A 16,576-nucleotide genomic window follows, 5' to 3' on the forward strand; every position below is an offset into this window, starting at 1 on the left:
TCGCCCGCGCCGGAAATACCAGAGTGGGAAATCGGTTCTTTTAGCAGTACCCGACCGCCATGACCACGCCCACTCCAGTACCCGAGCGCTGCGCTGAGCTGACCGTCCGACCAGGCCGGCCGGCGTGAGGCGCCTTCGTGGGTGTCGGACTTGCCTACTGAATCAGCTCAATGTGCGGATGGTGCGGGGCTGCCGGACAGGAGTGGAGCTGCAGGTCGTAGCCCCGGGCCAGGGTGATCATGGTGAAGTTCGCCGGAGGGGTGCCGGGGAGGAGCGGCGTGGGGTTGGTCCGCTCTTCTTCGGGGGCCCAGCTCTTGCTGCTGGCGTTCCATTCGGTCGAGGCGATCGTCAGCAGCGGATCCATCTCGGTGGCGCATTCGGGGCAGCGCCGGGCCATGGGGTCGGTGAGTCCCCAGCGGCTCCAGCCGCCGACCTTCCAGCCAGGGGCGACTGACAGGTGTTCCGCGTAAAACTCCTTCGGGGCGGATGCGTAGGAGCTGTCCACCTCCGAATCTGCTGCCCGCCATGTATCCCAGTTGCCCAGCTGGTTCTGCACCTCCTTGCGCAGCTCCAGAAGGTGCGGGTACTCGGTGACCTGCTCTGGTGCGAGCATGCATGGCTCGGGCAGGTAGTCGGAGAGCTGGACTACGGGCGGTTCGGGAGCGGCGGCGAGGACATCGGTGACCTCGGCGGCGGACCGCCAGAACAGCGCAGTTCTGGGGTTCTCCGGATGGTCGAAGGGGCACCAGAGGACCTGGAGGAGGTCTGCCCCGGGCGGCTCGAACGTGCGGAGCTGGGGGATGTCACGAAGGTACAGCTGGGCCACGGGCAGCATGGCGACCGGGCCTTCGGGCCACGGGCGGCCTTCAGAGATTCGCTTCTCGGTCGCCAGTTCCTCCGGCGTAGGCCGGGATGCCTGGCGGCCGAGATTCCGCCGGCTCGCCACTGCCGCCCGGATGCGCCGCAATACCCGTACGTCCTCCGGGGCGAGGACTCCCTGCGCCAGGCTGCTCCTGACGTGCGGCCCTGCGCAGTACGGCCAGGGCTCGTCGGCGGGCCACAGGAGCGGCCCGCCGACGGAACTGTCGTGCGCGGACGGAGACCCGGGGCGGGGATGCAGCCGGGTCGCTGTACGCGCCAGCGGGGCCAGTTGAGGGAAGAGCGCGGCAACGTCGAGCGGCCGCGGCGGGGTAGTGAAGCTCATACCGGCTCCCGGTGGACGAACAGCATGAAAAGGGCGAGAGGGCGGATCAGTTACCGAGGTTGAACTGCCCGTTGCCCTGGGTATTGGGGATGTAGACATCGGGGAACAACCGATCCACCGATCCGTCTTCCCGTTCGATCTTGGCACTCATCGTAACTCCCACGGGAATCGTGCTGGTGGCGTCGAGGTACTTGGGCGTTACCTGGTACAGGATCGCGTCGTCCTCCCCGAACGACAGTTTTGCCACCTCGTCACGAATCTTGGACTCGTAATCCCACATACTGCCCGGGCCGGTGTTCATCCCTACCTGCCAGCAGGGGACGAGGTTCTTCGAGATCCGTCCGCCCAGAATGTTGGCTATCAGGTGGCACCGGGAGAGCCCGGCGTCAAGTTGGTTCGCTCGGGCGAACAGTTCCGCATCCTGCCAGCCGGTGATGTCTCCCCCGGCCGCGCTGCCCGCTCCGATCGTCTTCCCCAGACATGCTTGCGCCGCGGACGCCCGGGTGCCGGCTGGGCCCAGCGGGTTGGTGGTCTTGTTGACGTGGACAACCGGTTCCGTGGTGTTCAAGATCCACCCGTTGCCAGCCGGGCGTGCCCCCTTCGGCGAGACCCCCAGGCACTCGGCGTGTGCGGAGTCGATCGATGCCGCGAGCCCCAGCTTGAACTGCTCGGCGTCAATGACCCGCTGACTTTCGAAGCCGTCGTGCAGCTGGCCCTCGGCGAACTTCTTGTGGGCGGCCGATACATGGGCACGCACGCAGCGCCTGGAGGAGTCCAGGCTCGAACCGCCGCCGAGCTCGAATATGACCCACCCGTTGTTGCCGGGGTTCGGGATGAGTTCAGCGCACTGAGCGCCATCTGCGCCTCCCTCCTTGGTCTCCGCAAAGGGGAACTGGGCACAGCTGTCGCTCGGAATGAGGTCCGTTGCGTCGGCGAACGGCTTCGACGACGCAGTTCCACAGGTGCGATTCGTACGGTCGGCCACGCCGCTCTTCGCCCGAGTCAACGGCGTATCGCGTCCCCAGCGGTCGGCGAGGTTTTTCTGGGCCCACAGGTAGGCCGCCACGGCAGCGCCCTGGTCCGATCCCCGTGTGCTGACCGGCACCTCGGGCATGACCGAGGGGATGACGCAGCCCGGTGATGCGGTGGGATTGGCCGCGACGTCCCGGACAGCGTCATCACAGCGGATCTTGCGCGGGTTCGCCCACGCCGCGGTCGGGTCGACGACCGTGGCGCCCGGGGACGTCACGTACAGCTTGTAGGAGGTGTTGAACTCCGCGACGGCGCCCGCCGCGGGGGCCGAAGAGTAGGCGACGGAGCCGGTGTGCGACTGCCCCACGGTGAGGGCGCCGCCGTACCAGGGCGCGGTCTTTGTCGCTGTGCAGCCGGCCGTGCAGGAGGCGCGGAACTTGGCGTTGAGGGCATTGACCTTTCCGCTCGCACCGGTCATCTTCACGGTGACCTGCTCGTTCCACGTCTTGCCCTTCGCGGGCAGTGTCGCATCAGTGGAGATCTCCAGGGTGCCGTGCCCGATCTCCGCGCCGTCGCTGTCGCGCAGGGTGTAGAGGACATTCACCCCGGTCACGCAGTATCTGAAGCGTTCGTACGAGTAGCTGCCGGGATTGGTGATGTCGCAGCTGCCGCCGACGAGCGGCCGTACGGAGGCGGTCCGTACGGAGGCGGTCCGTGACGAGGCGATCCGTGACGAGGCGGGGCTGACGCTCACACATGCCTTAACGGCGCCCGCAAGACGCTCCTTTGAGCCTGTCTTCGTGGGCTCGCAGTGTGCTGCGGATTCCTTCGGGAAGGCGCTGGTTTCGGTGACGGGGGCCGGAGTGTCGGACCGGCCCGTCCAGTTCACCTCGCCGACCTGCTGCGGCTTCTCGTCCACGGCCTGCTGCACCGGGGCCATGCCAGTCGTGGTGAGCCCCAGCGTCACCGTGGTCAGTACGGCGAGTACGGTCGACCGGGCACGTCTTCGAGCTGCGTCTATGGGACGTATCTGCACGTTCGTCAGGTCTCTCTTCTTTGTCTTCTGTCTTGGTGGAGGGGCAACGGACACACCGGATATGCGGCGCGCCCGCACAGCAGTGGACGGGAAAGCGCCGAAGACTCACGGCCTCACATGTCCGTGGCCTTGTGGAGAAGCGGACGTTGCTCATGTGGTGAGCGCCCGGCTGCAAAAGCCGGCGCTCACCACGAGACGCAGGTACTCCGCCCGGTCAGGAGGCGGTGGGCCACATGGCGGGCCCGGCCGCCAGGGAGCCCTTGCCGTCACCGAGGTAGAGGTGCAGGCTGCGGTCGCCCCAGCGGGCGGCGATGTCGGCCTTGCCGTCGCCGTTGAAGTCGCCGCCGAGCAGGGCGCGCATGCTGCTCCAGGACTTGTCGTGCCACAGGTCGGGGGCGCGGGTGACGGTGCCCTGGGCGTTGCCGGTGTAGAGGCGGAAGCCGCCGTCGGGGTCGGTGGCGACGATGTCGTCCTTGCCGTCGGTATTGAAGTCGCCGCTGGACAGGATGCGCATGCCGTCCCAGGACTTGTCATGCCACAGGTCGCGCTTGGCCCCGCTGAGGGTGCCGTCAGCCTTGGTGGTGTAGGCGTGCAGCGAGCCGTCGCCCCAGATGGCGGCCAGGCCGTCGCGCCCGGAAGTGTCGGCGCGGAAGCGCACGATCTGCCGCATCGTCTTCCAGGACGCGTCGTACCAGGCCGGGACGCGCGGGGACAGCGTGCCGTCGGCCTTACTGGCGTAGAGGAACATCTGGCCGTCGTCGCGGCGGGCGATGATGTCGCCCTGGCCGTCGCCGTTGAAGTCGCCGCCGATGAGCTGCTGGTAGCTGCCCCAGGTGCCGTCGTGGGTCCACAGTTCGCGGCCGTACTGCAGGGTGCCGTCCGGCTTGGCGTAGAAGGCGTGCAGGTTGCCGTCGGTCATCACCGCGGCGACATCGGTGCGGCCGTCGCCGTTGAAGTCGGCGGAGGTGAGCACGTCGCTGACGTTGTGGAACTTCGTCGTCAGACGTACCGTCTGGATCCAGTCGGCGATGTCGTCGGTGCGGGTGATGACGGCGTCGGTGCGCTTCTCGTCCTCGTGGCCAAAGCAACCGCCCTGCCGGGAACGGCTGCTGACCCCGGCGAGCTCATAGCCGCCGTCGTGCTTGCGCAGAACGGGGCCGCCGGTGTCGCCGGCGCAGATCGCGGCGCCGTCCGAGGTGCCGGCGATGCCGGCCGAGGTGTCCTGCAGTGTCTGCAGGGAGAACTGCGTGCTGTGCAGGCGGTCGGGCACCCACTGGTCCTTGGTACGGCCGTAGCCGCTGACCGTCAGACCCTCACCCTGACGCGGGGTAGCGGTACCGACAGATGCGGGGGCGATGCCGGTAACCGGGCTGGCAAGCTTGGCCATGACCAGGTCACGGTCCCCGCGGGGGACTAGAGCGACGACGTCCGTGATGCTGCCGCCGCTCTGCGTCAGGTCGGTGCGGCCGATGGTGGCGGTGGTCTTCAGCTTCGGCGCGCCCGCGGATATCTTGAGACTCTGGGCGGGGTTGTCGGCGAAGCAGCTGGCGGCGGTGAGCAGCCACTGCTCATCGATGAGCACGGCCGAGCAGTTGCGGGTGCCGCCGATGTTGAGGTTCGCCGCGGCGGGGGAGGCATCGTCCTTGGCGACTGTGCCTACCACGGCATTAGCGATGGGAGCAGTTGTCAGGGTGGCGGTGATGGCGGCGGCGGCACTGAATGCGGCAAGGCCGACGCGAGAGCGTCTGGTAAGCATGGCGATGTTCCTGTTTAAGAGTGGTCAAAAATTCGGTAGGGGGATTGCGCAAGTCGGTTCGAAGGTGCAGAGCTGCGCTCCGATACTGTCTTGCAAGAGTCAGGGTGTTCCGTAACCTCTGGGGCGATCTGCCCGTTCCATGGCCAGGGGTCGGCATCCAGCACTGCCACCGGCGGGGATTATTCCGAAGAATGGCCTTCCCGTGGAACTCGCACGCTCACTACACGGGCAAAGTGCTGCCTGAGCTTTCCGGTGTGCGCCTGCCGTTCACGGAAATAGGAATGAGACCCCGCCGGTGGACCTTACCTGATGTCTTCCTTTTATTTCATTGCTAGGCGAAAATCTTGGTGATGGTGGATATGGCGTCTCCGGCTACTTCTTCGACCTTGTGGATAACCGGCTTCACAGCGGAAACCGCCTTTCCTGCGCCGCGCGTCGCAAAACTCAGTGCTTGGCGACCGATGGCAGTGACGAATTCCCCGCTCGTGAAGCCGTACTCCATTCCGGTGGCGATGGCGCTGACGCCCGCGGCGATGCCCGAGATGCCGAAGCAGATGGCAGAGATGCTGCCGAGGATCGGCGCTGCCGGCCAGAACACGCAGGCGACCGCGAATCCGGCGCCGAGGAGCCCTGCTGCCACACTCACCGTGTCGGCGGTGTCGGCCCACCACTTGGGGTCCTTCCACCAGTCCTTCTTACCGGATTCGGTCCCCTGCGGGTTGACCTTGTCGTTGCTCCCGGAGTCGGAGGGGTTGTGTTTGTTGTCCCGGTCCTTCTGTGACTGCCGGGCAGCCTCCTGGGCGGCCTTCTTCAGTTCAGCTGTCCGCATGTCGGCAGCCGTCTTACGGGCCTGGCTGGCAGCGGCAGCGGCGTCCTTCGCGTCCCGGCCGGCGGCGGTCGCGGACTGACGCGCGTTGGCCGCGGAAGTGCTGGCGCTGTAGGAGGAAGCAAGAGCGCGGCGAGCGGCGTCGACGGCGCGGTTCGCCGAGTAGTTCGCCGAGCGGGAGGCGCTGCGGGCGGTGGCGGCCGCGTCCTGGGCCTTGTCCGCCGAGGCTTTCGCGTCGGCGGCCGACTTGTCGGCATCCTTGGCGTTCTTCTTGGCTTCGTCGGCGTAGTCGCGGGCTTTGTTGGCCGAGTCGATCGCCTTCTGGGCCCACTGCTGGGCCTCGGCGGCCTTGCCGCGGGCTTCCTTGGCAACCTGGTTGGCCAGCGCTGCGTCCCGCTGGGCATCCTGGGCGATCTTGGCTGCCGTGGCGATGGACGCCTTCATGGCGGCCTCATGGCACAGGGAGTCGTAGTCGAGCTGCGCGGCGAGGTGCTGGATGGAGTCGACGAACTTCCGGCGCATCCACGCCGGTCCTTCCGCGGCAACGTCGGCGTATGCCCTGGAGTAGGCGCCGCCGCGGGCCAGGATCGTCACGGTGGTGACAGCGTCGTCCTCCTCGACCGCGGCAGGAAGGTCGACGTCGAAAAACTTCTGCAGGGCTTCCGGTGTGTCGGTGTCGAGTGCGTTGTTGCACGCGGCGGTGACCGCCTTGCCAGTCTTGGTGGACAAGATGCGGACGATGTTGACGCGGTTTTCCATCTCCCGCGCCCTGATCACACCAGAGGTGTTGAAGTCACCCGTGGGGCGGTCGCCAGCCAGCGCGTTTGCCGCCGCACTCGCGACAGCAGGCTCGGAAACCTGCGCCATGAACAGTGTGATTTCTCGGTCATCCTGGGCGGCAGCGACCGGCCGGTCGACGTCGATCCAGGACAGGACATCGTCGTCGCTCCCGGACAGGGCGAAGCGGGCGGCCTCACGGGTCCAGCTTCCCTTGGCGTCCAGCAGCGCCACGGCCGCCTTGCGGCCGAGCGTGGCGGCGACCCCGAGATCGTCGCGTGCGAGTGCCTGTTCGGCCTTGGCGATGAGGTCCTTGGTGGCCTGGTCGGTCTGCTGCTCCTGGGTGCGCTTGCTCGCAGCGGCCGCGCGGTCGGCAGCGTCGATCTTCGCGAGGGCTGCGGCCTCCTGCATCCCTTGCTTGCGGTCCTCCTCCAGGCGGGCCATCTCCGCCTCACGGGCCTTCCGCTCCACCTTGACGGCTTCCTCGACGGCCTGGGTGGCGGCGTTGGCTGCCTTGACAGCTGCTTCGGCGTACATGGTGGACTTGTTGGCGAAATCGACCGCCTGCCCGGCGTACTTGACCGCCTCGTCGGCTGCGTCAGCGGCCTTCTCCGCGTGCTCGGCGGCGGCGTTGGCTGCCTTGTGGGCGGTGCGGGCGTTCGTCGCTGCGGCGCTGGCCAGGGCCTGGGCCCGGGAGGCGGCGCTGGTGGCCTGGTCCGCGGCAGCTGAGGCGATCGCGGCCTGCCGCTTGGCCACAGCCGCCTTGGACTGGGCCACACCCGCCGAGGAGGCTGCCTGGGCGGAGGCGTTGGCGGCGGCGGAGGCATTGCGCGCAGCAGACGCAGCCGAAGCGCCGGCGCTGGCCGCCTGGTCCGAGGCGATGGCCGCCTGCTCAGCGGCGGCAGCTGAATCGCGTGCCTTGGCCGCCGCATCGCGGGCGGCGACAGCAGCGTCCTTGGCCCGGCTGGTCTTCGAGGCGTCCTTGGACGCGGCGATCGCAGCGTTATAGGCGCGCGACGCAGCGGACCCGGCTGCGGCCGCCGCCTGCGAGGCGGCGGTGGCGGCCAGGGAGGCCCGGCGCGAGGCGGTGACGGCGGCGTTGGACGCACTGATGGCGGTCCGGGCAGCGGAGGCGGCGCCGCTTGCTGCGGCGGCGGCCTTGCGGGCAGCGTCGGCCGACAGCTTCACGTTGTCTTTTGCCGCCTCCGCCTGCAGCTTGGCCTCCTCGGCCGCTGCCTTGGCCTTGTTGGCAGCGGTGGTGGCCCGTTGGGAAGCTTCCACTGCCAGGTCGGTCTTTTGCCGGGCGGTCTTGGCCTCGTGCGTCACGATGGCGAGAAGCTGATCGATCGTGGCGGCTTCCTGGTCCCTGGCCCGTGCGATGTGCTGGCCGGTGTCCAGATACCACTGGACGTCATCCGCAGTGCCGCTCAGTGCACGGTTCGCATACTTCGTCACCTCGGGGCCGGCAGTCTTGAGACTGCGGGTGATCTCCACACGCATGTCTTCCAGCCGGGCCTCGTACTGGCCGACGGTGAGGAACTTCTCCAGAGCCTGTTCCGTCTCGGCGTTCAGCGCGGCATTGCCCTCCCGCTGGACGGCGGTGCCGCCGGTGTTCATCACGGTAAGGGTCGAGACCCGCATGTCTTCCATGATGGACGAACGGTATCCGTCTTTCACGAAGGCGGCGATGGCATCGTCACCGTCCTCCAGGGCCTTGTCCGCGTCCCGACGCGTCCCCTTCCCGCCGTGGGCGAGGTAGGTGAGAACGGCGACTCGATTGTCCTCCAGCGTCGCCTTGGGCAACTCCTCGGTGAGAAATACGGTGATGTCGTTGTCGGTGCCGCTGAGGGCGTAGGCGGCGGCCTCCTTGACCGCCTTGCCGCCCGTTACCCATGCCTTGACCACCTTCGCCCGGTCCGTGTCCGGCAGGGCCAGGGGAGTCGCGTCCCCGGGAGCGCTGGCGGCCCGGGCCGGGGTTGTGAACAGCAGGGGCGTCGACGAGGCAGCCGCAGTGGCCGCTAGAGCGGCGGCGAAGCGACGACGATTCCAGAACGTTGTCTGCACGAAAAACCTTGTCTAGTCATGGTCGTCAGAAAGGAAGAAGGAGCATCCCCCGGCTCTGCCGTCGGACATTGGCAGGGCCCGGTGACAACAACTGTTTGCAGCGGTTGCCGGAAAGGCAGTCAGCGGCCGGGTGGTTCTCTCCGAAAGCGCCGTCACCGCACACGGAACAGGGAAGCGCACGCTGGGCAATCGGCGATTTCAGCAGTGCGCCACCGGGGGAGCGAGGTGCGCCTTATTTCTTAGTCGAGATTTCGACCAGTGTGTGTGCGTCGCCGACGTTGTCCGCTGTCTCCCCTACTGGCGTCCACGCATTCTTCCTGACGTTGAACGACTTCTCCTCACCGGTTTCGGCGACGGTCATGTCGACAGTGGTCTGGTAATCATTTCCCTTGAAGGCAAAGACCTTCGGGATTTCCAGGGTCAGGTAGCCGGAGTTCCCCGTGGCACGGAAGCAGACCTTATTGTTCTTCCGGGACCAGACTTCCAGGAGCCCCTGCTCGCTTCCACAGGATGCCAGTGTGATGTGCCCGTCCCCCCGCTTCAGCTTGATTCCCGTTTCGGCGAAAACCTTGTCGGCGTTCGGGTAGTTGAGGTCCTCGACTGCATACGGCATGTCATCTGCTGTGGCCTGCCCGTTGGCTTCGGCGCGGGATACCCCCGGGACGGCCTGCAGGAAGTACAACGCAAGCGCGAAGACGAAACCACTCAGCAACCCAATTCGGGCCAGTCGGCGCATTGTTCTCTTTCTGAAATCTTGTCGAGTTGCTGCGGGCTCGCCCGCGCGGGGCGCGTCACCCTGCGAGCCGGCACCCGCAGACTCGCAGGGTGATTACCGGCCAATGAGTATCAATGAACATCAAAAGAAGATCCATCCAGTAATGCATGACATAACGCGCAAAACGGTCATTTCTGCTGTGATTCATGCCACCGTTGGATATGGTTGTAGGCTCTGGCGTTAAAAGATTCGTGAAATCTCCGCAAGTGCGTCCTCGGCTTGTCCAGCCGACCACCGTTTCTTGGCGCAGCTGGTGCCGGCACTCGGCGGCGCAGTTGAAGCGCTGCTCGGTGAGTGCCTGACGCATGGCCCGTCGGAGAGGCGTTCGCGGCCTTCCTATGATTTGAGTCATGAATCTCCTGCGATGGCGCCGCCGAGACGGTGCGCAGCGGCAAAGGCAACGTTCCCGCTCGGCCCTGGCCCCGGCCCAGGCCATGGATCGGGCCGGACGTCACGCCGAGGCGGAGGCCGAGGCCCGGTCCCTTGCCGAGGCCCGGTCCCGGCGGCGCGACAAGGTGGGTTCGGCGCTGGCGTTGTGTCTGGCCGCGAATGCGATGAACTCCCAGGGCCGCCACGCTGAGGCCCTTGCGGAGTATGACGCGGTGCTGCCGGTCTTCGTCGAAGCCTTCGGCGCCGACGACTTCGACACCTTGAACCTGCGCGTGCAGCGCGCCCACGCACTGGCCTTGGTCGCCCGGTATGCCGAAGCCGAGACGGAGTGCGCAGCCGTCGCCCGCATCGTGGATCGCGGCCGCGACGCGGACCCGGGCTTGACAATCCTGGCCGGTACCGCTCGGCACGGCCTGATCCACGTTCTCAACGCGCAGGAACACTACGCGGAAGCCGAGGCTCTCGCCTCCGAAACGCTCGCGTTGCGCGCGTTCAGATACGGGCCCCTCGCCGACCCCCGCGTCACGGGAGAGCTCCAGGGGGTTCTGCGGCTTGGTCTGGCGCGCAGCCTGAACGGTCAGAGACGCCACGATGAGGCTCTCACCGAGGTGGCGCATGCGAAGGAACTGCGCCGGAATGCGCCTGACGGCCCGGGCAATTCCGGGAGCGGCGCGGCCGGACTGATCGAGGCCACAGCCCTTCTGGGGCTGGGCCGCAAGAGCGAGGCCCGTGCCTGTGCCACGGCTGCCTACGATGCGGCCCTGGCAGCCTTCGGCATGCACCACTTTCGCGTCGCGGAGGCCCGCGCACTGCTCGGTCGCATTGACGACGGCGACAGCCATGGCTTCGAATCATGACCGGTGTGCGATGAGCCCCAGGTATTACCGGTAGTCCGTTACACCCGGCAGTAGCAGGGATTAACGGACTACCGGTAACCAGCGGCTGGTCCTTCGCAGCCTCGACAGCAACGACTCTCAATCACACCGGTGATTACCGGTCATGCACTGCCTCCTCATCTCCACCTGACGGAACTGCTTAGGAGCGAGGGAGTGAGGAAGTCAGGACTCGCTGCTGCCTGGGCGTCAGGCTACGTGAACGCGACTTCCTGCGTAGGGCGTTGTGCATATCCGTGCGTGATCGGCCGCGGCCAGGCACTGTGCCTTGGCGAACGCCTACCGGACTCGATACGGCTGTTCCAGTGCTCGTCCAGAAGCACCCGCAGGGGGGTGCGCTTCTCCCGGCCCGTTCGGGAGGGCGAGGTCTTCGAGGACCTGCCACAGCTCCCGGCCATGCTGATCTCCGCCGTCCCGCGTCTCGCCGAAGGCGGTTCGGTGCTGGCCGACCGCCCTGGCCAGGCGTCGGAAGCTTCACGGTAGACCGTCAAGTTGGCGGCGTTACTGACTTTGTCTGCGTCCGCCGCGCGTGGCCGGGGATGAACCGATCCCTCCTCCCTTGCGCGAGCCCTCCAAAAGACGTCCGGGGATGAACCGGATTCGGCCTTGTGCTCGCCCGTCGTGGCAATGGCCACCTCGCACGTCCGGGGGTGAACCGGTCCCCCAAACCTTTCTACCGCCATCCCCGGCGTCCGCCCTGCGCGTGTAGGGATGAACCGGTGCAGCACACCTTTCCGAAGTTGCCGCCGCCAGCCACCCCGTGCGTCCGGGGATGACCCGATCCAAGTCCGACGTAGCTAACCCGGTGTGCGGGTTCGGGTGAGCATGCGCGAGACCCTCGTACGCTGCAGGTGATTGGCTGTCACTGCTCGCACGAGGGTCTCGCCATGGATGCTACGACCTTCGTCGTCGAAGTGTTCTGCTTCGCCGACGACTGGCTGCACGACCGGCGGCTGCGCCGCCGTGGCCCGCGTCCGATACTCGCTGACAGCGAGGTACTGACCATCGAGTGCGTCGGCGAGTTCTTCGGCATCGACACCGATTCCGGTCTGTATGACCACTTCCGCCGCTGGTGGAGTGAGTGGTTTCCCGGTCTGCGTCGGATCCATCGCACCACGTTCGTGCGCCAGGCGGCGAACCTGTGGCGGGTCAAGACGGAGCTGCGCCTGCATCTGCTGGCACAGGTGGGCTGTGACCCGCTGCTGTCCATCCTGGACAGTACGCCCATCCCGATCTGCCGCTGCGGCCGCGCCTACCGCTACCGCCGCCTGCACGAGGTAGCCGCCTTCGGCCGCGACGAGACCGCCAAGCAGACCTTCCTGGGATTACGCGCCCACCTGCGGATCTGCTGGCCCGGCGTCATCGTCGACGGCAGGCTCACCCCGGCAAGCACTGCTGACCAGGCGGTGGCACCCTACCTGCTGCGCGGCGCGCAGGGCTGGGCCCTGGCCGACAGCGCCTACGGCGGATCGGCCCTGGTCGCCCAGCTCCACGCCCACGGGCTGGATCTCCCCGCGCCACCGCACGGCAAGCCGCGCACAGCCGCACCCCTGCCACACGCCCTGACCCGCAGGCGCCGACGTGTGGACTGGCAGCGCAAACTCCTCAGCCACACCATCGCCGTACTGCTGTGCCAGCGCACCGGACTTCCACCACTGTGCTTCGCGCAACTCGTCACTGACTAAACCCGCACAGCGGGTTAGCTATGAGCTATGCGGCACCCCGCACGGCCGGGGAAGAACCGGCGTGGTTGCCGATCGGGCGGCTGGTGGAGGAGCCCAACTCTGTACGGCCGGGGATGAACCGATTGACTTCCGAGTACTGATCATCTGTTCAAAAGCGACCGTCTGCCGCGCGCGGTGTTGGCGGTGTCGACTCGGTGACGAGGCAGCCTGTCCCCCCGACGCGACGAGCCAACGCGAATGACCGCGTACGGCCAGAACCCGCCGAGGTCGCCCACACCATCAAGGCTGTCTGAATCCACACCTTTCCCGGCAACCCGCCATGTCCGCGCAGTCGGCAGACCGCCTGACCAGCAGCAAGCAGAGCCTGACGCCCAATCAGGACGAGCGTCAAATGAGCGTCACGAGCGTCATTTCAGCGTCAAGATTTCGCCCGTAACGCCCACACCGCACATAATGCGCACACACAAAATCGCAGGTCAGGAGCCCTTTACCGCCCTCTCGAGGATGACAACGCACTCCACATGATGCGTAACCGGAAACAAATCAAACGCCCGCATCCTCCGCGGCACATATCCCTCCCCCGCGAAGTACTTCACGTCGCGGGCCAGGGCAGCCGGGTCACACGCGACGTAAGCGATGCGGCGGGCTCCCAGTGAAGCGAGGTGGGTGACGGTGGATTTGCCGGCGCCCGCGCGCGGAGGATCCAGGACGATCAGATCCACGTCCGAGATTCCCGTGCGCGGCAAAATCTGCTCGACCTTGCCGTGTTCGATGCGGACGCGGTCGAGGTCCTGGAGGTTGTGGCGGGCGTCTTCTGCCGCGCGCTTGCTGGATTCGATGCCGAGGACGGCGCCCTTTTCGCCGACGCGGTCGGCCAGTGCCCCCGCGAAGAGGCCGACGCCGCAGTAGAGGTCGAGGGCCATGTCGCCCTTCTTCGGCATCAGGCCCTGCATGACGGCCTCGACCAGGAGGTCGGCGGCCTTGGGGTGGACCTGCCAGAAGCCGCCGTTGCCGACGCGCCAGGTGCGGTCGGCGGCGCGTTCGCGGACGAAGGGGCGGCCGTGGACGCGGTGCACGCCGCCGTCCTTCTCGTGGACGCGGAGGACCGAGACGGGCTGGTCGAGTTCGACGATGGGGAGGCGGCCGCCGGGGCGGGGGGTCAGGACGACCTGGCGGTCGTTGGAGCCGGTGGCGGCGATGGCCTCGACGGTGGCGATCTGGGGCCAGTCGCGCTTTTCGATGCCGAGTTCGGAGACGCCCGGTGCCGCGATCAGGCAGTGGTCGATGGGCTGGATGTCGTGGGAGCGGTGTTTGCGCAGGCCCACGCGCCCCTCGGGGTCGGTGGCGTACTGGACTCGGGTGCGCCAGGCCGGGACCTCGCCCTTGGGGACCTTGTCGCCGGGGGCCGGTTCGACGGTGCCGTCCCAGCGGGCTTCCTCGGGGGTGAGGCCGGCCAGGCGGGACAGCTGTTCGGTGATCACTTCGGCCTTGAGGCGGCGCTGGGCGCCGGGGGCGGCGTGCTGCCAGTCGCAGCCGCCGCACTTGCCGGGGCCGGAGAAGGGGCAGGGGGCCTCGACGCGGTCCTTGGAGGGGGTGAGGATCTCGACGGCGTCGGTGCGGAGGAACCGGTCGCCCTCGTCTCCGTCGGTGACTCGGGCGATGACGCGTTCGCCGGGGAGGGTGTGCCGTACGAAGAGGACCTGGCCTTCGTCCGTTCGGGCGATGCAGTGGCCGCCGTGCGCGACGGGGCCGACCTCGACCTCGTACTCCTCGCCTACCAGCGACTTCTTGGGTTCTGTCTGCATGGTGGGAGGGCTCCTGGGGTGGGACGTGGAAGAGGGCGGGACGGCGGATGCCGACCTGCAAGTCTACGGGGCAAAGCGGCCGGGCCCGAACCCGCCGGGTGGCGGGCCGGGCCCGGCCGAGCTCCCGGAGGTCCGCTTACTTCCGCGTGGCCGCCTTTTCCTTCTTCGGCTGGGCGACCGGGCCGCGGCGCACCGCGCCCGGCGCGTTCCATTCGGCGCGCTTGCGGGCGCGCTTCTTGGCGGCTTCGGAGGAGTCGAGCTGCCACGGGACCGAGGTCACCATCACGCCGGGCGTGAAGAGCAGGCGGCCCTTGAGGCGCAGGGCGCTCTGGTTGTGGAGGAGGTGTTCGTACCAGTGGCCTACGACGTACTCGGGGATGTAGACGGAGACGGCGTCGCGCGGGCTCTCGCGGCGCAGGGATTTGACGTAATCGATGATGGGGCGGGTGATCTCACGGTAAGGGGAGGCCAGGACCTTCAGGGGTACGTCGAGGTTGCGGCGTTCCCACTCGGCCTTGAGGGCCTTGGTCTCGGCGGGGTCCACGTCGACGCTGACCGCTTCGAGGGTGCCCGAGCGCATCAGCTTGGCGTAGCTGAGGGCTCGGAGAGTGGGCTTGTGGACCTTGGAGACGAGGACGATCGAGTGGACGCGGGACGGGCGGACCGCCTCGTCACCCGGTACGTCCTCGGCGGCGATCTCCTCGGCGACCCGGTCGTAGTGGCGGCGGATCGCGCTCATGGTGGCGTAGAAGATGACCATGCCGAGGACGGCGACCCACGCGCCGTGGCTGAACTTCGTCAGCAGGACGACGACGAGCACCAGGCCGGTGAGGGAGGCGCCGAAGGCGTTGATCGCCCGCGAGCGGTGCATCCGGCGGCGCTTGGCCGGGTCCTTCTCGGCCAGCAGGTGTCGGTTCCAGTGCCGGACCATGCCGATCTGGCTGAGCGTGAAGGAGACGAAGACGCCGACGATGTAGAGCTGGATCAGGCGGGTGGAGTCCGCGCCGTAGAGGTAGACGAGGATCATGGCCGCGCCGGCCAGCAGCACGATGCCGTTGGAGAAGGCCAGCCGGTCGCCGCGGGTGTGCAGCTGGCGCGGCAGGTAGCGGTCCTGGGCGAGGATCGAGCCGAGCAGCGGGAAGCCGTTGTACGCGGTGTTCGCGGCGAGGAAGAGGACCAGGGCGGTGGCGGCGGCGAGCACCACGAAGAAGAACGTGCCGTCGCCGAAGACCGCGGCGGCGACCTGCGAGATGACCGGGTTCTGGACGTAGCCGGAGCCGACCGGGACGCCGTTGTGCAGCAGGTCCTTGGCCGGGGTCTCCGCCATTTTCACGTCGGTGGCCATGGCCAGGCCGATGATGCCGCAGAACATGGTGACGGCCAGGCCGCCCATCAGCGCCAGGGTGGTGGCGGCGTTCTTCGACTTGGGCTTGCGGAAGGCGGGGACGCCGTTGGAGATCGCCTCGACGCCGGTGAGCGCGGCACAGCCGGAGGAGAAGGCGCGCAGCAGGAGGAAGACGAGGGCGAAGCCGGCGAGGCCGCCCTGTTCGGCGTGGATGGTGAAGTCGGCGGTGGGCGCCTTCATGGTGTCGCCCATGACCGCGCCGCGCACCACACCCCAGATGATCATGATGAAGACGCCGGCGACGAAGATGTACGTCGGGATCGCGAAGAGCTTGCCCGACTCCTTGACGCCGCGCAGGTTCATCACCGTCAGCAGCGCGATCATGACGATGGCGCAGAGCGTCTTGTGTTCGGTGACGAACGGGATCGCCGAGCCCAGATTCTCCACTCCGGAGGAGATGGAGACGGCGACGGTCAGGACGTAGTCGACCAGCAGGGCGCTGGCGACGGTGAGGCCGGCCTTGGGTCCGAGATTGGTGTTGGCGACCTCGTAGTCACCGCCGCCGCTCGGGTAGGCGTGCACATTCTGCCGGTAGGACGCCACGACCGTGAACATCAGCACCACGACCGCGAGCGCGATCCAGGGGCTGAAGTGGTACGCCGACACGCCCGCGACGGACAGGACGAGCAGTACCTCGCCCGGGGCATAGGCCACGGACGACAGCGGGTCGGAGGCGAACACGGGGAGCGCGATGCGCTTGGGGAGAAGGGTCTCGCCGAGCTTGTCGCTGCGCAGTGCGCGCCCGATAAGGATCCGTTTGGGCACGTCGGTCAGTTTGGACACGCAGAGGATGCTAAGCCTTCGTCAAGGTGGTCGCCCACCCGCCACCCGAGCGGGCGGCGGCGATGGGTCCGTATGCCCGGACCGAATTCCGGGGGCGCTGTGGCCACCAGCGCTTTCATCGTCCCTGCACAACACGGGCCGACGCTCCCCGGCTCCTTCTTCTTCCCTACGCCTTCTTAACGCCGCGGGTTTTCCATGACTTCGC

Annotated in this window: 10 protein-coding genes; 3 read left to right on the forward strand and 7 right to left on the reverse strand. The window is 67.4% G+C overall.

The window, feature by feature from the left end:
- Window positions 1–154 precede the first annotated feature (154 nt).
- The 5 genes from ACZ53K_RS37190 to ACZ53K_RS37210 all read right to left on the reverse strand — a co-directional run bounded on the left by ACZ53K_RS37190 (window position 155) and on the right by ACZ53K_RS37210 (window position 9,371).
- The gene (locus tag ACZ53K_RS37190) at window positions 155–1,204 is read right to left on the reverse strand and encodes a hypothetical protein (protein ID WP_468845908.1); all 1,050 of its coding nucleotides are present in this window, start codon (window positions 1,202–1,204) and stop codon (window positions 155–157) included.
- A gap of 46 nt (window positions 1,205–1,250) precedes the next feature.
- Window positions 1,251–3,143 (reverse strand): DNA/RNA non-specific endonuclease, encoded by a 1,893-nt coding sequence (locus ACZ53K_RS37195; RefSeq protein WP_468845911.1) that lies wholly within the window; start codon window positions 3,141–3,143, stop codon window positions 1,251–1,253.
- A gap of 283 nt (window positions 3,144–3,426) precedes the next feature.
- Entirely contained in the window at window positions 3,427–4,875 is a 1,449-nt protein-coding gene (locus ACZ53K_RS37200) for an FG-GAP-like repeat-containing protein (protein ID WP_468845914.1), read from the reverse strand.
- Between the two features lie 424 nt (window positions 4,876–5,299).
- A complete protein-coding gene (locus tag ACZ53K_RS37205) occupies window positions 5,300–8,635 on the reverse strand; it encodes an ALF repeat-containing protein (RefSeq protein WP_468845917.1) in 3,336 nt (1,111 codons plus the stop codon).
- A gap of 232 nt (window positions 8,636–8,867) precedes the next feature.
- Window positions 8,868–9,371, reverse strand: coding sequence for a hypothetical protein (locus tag ACZ53K_RS37210; RefSeq protein WP_468845920.1), 504 nt, complete (start codon window positions 9,369–9,371; stop codon window positions 8,868–8,870).
- A gap of 389 nt (window positions 9,372–9,760) precedes the next feature.
- On the opposite strand from ACZ53K_RS37210, the gene ACZ53K_RS37215 reads away from it, so the two are divergent.
- The 3 genes from ACZ53K_RS37215 (at window position 9,761) to ACZ53K_RS37225 (ending at window position 12,378) form a co-directional block, all read left to right on the forward strand.
- Window positions 9,761–10,657 (forward strand): tetratricopeptide repeat protein, encoded by an 897-nt coding sequence (locus ACZ53K_RS37215; RefSeq protein WP_468845922.1) that lies wholly within the window; start codon window positions 9,761–9,763, stop codon window positions 10,655–10,657.
- 369 nt (window positions 10,658–11,026) lie between these two features.
- On the forward strand, window positions 11,027–11,176 hold the full coding sequence (locus ACZ53K_RS37220; RefSeq protein WP_468845925.1) for a hypothetical protein: 150 nt from the start codon (window positions 11,027–11,029) through the stop codon (window positions 11,174–11,176).
- A 404-nt stretch (window positions 11,177–11,580) separates the two neighbouring features.
- The gene (locus ACZ53K_RS37225; RefSeq protein WP_468845928.1) at window positions 11,581–12,378 is read left to right on the forward strand and encodes a transposase; all 798 of its coding nucleotides are present in this window, start codon (window positions 11,581–11,583) and stop codon (window positions 12,376–12,378) included.
- Window positions 12,379–12,854: 476 nt separating this feature from the next.
- Here the strand turns inward: ACZ53K_RS37225 and ACZ53K_RS37230 are convergent, their stop codons facing one another.
- Complete coding sequence (locus tag ACZ53K_RS37230) at window positions 12,855–14,183, reverse strand: class I SAM-dependent RNA methyltransferase (RefSeq protein ID WP_468845931.1); 1,329 nt, start codon at window positions 14,181–14,183, stop codon at window positions 12,855–12,857.
- 136 nt (window positions 14,184–14,319) lie between these two features.
- Window positions 14,320–16,371, reverse strand: coding sequence for an APC family permease (locus ACZ53K_RS37235; RefSeq protein WP_468845933.1), 2,052 nt, complete (start codon window positions 16,369–16,371; stop codon window positions 14,320–14,322).
- Between the last annotated feature and the right edge of the window lie 205 nt (window positions 16,372–16,576).

The sequence above is a fragment of the Streptomyces sp. NPDC033221 genome (assembly GCF_055577005.1).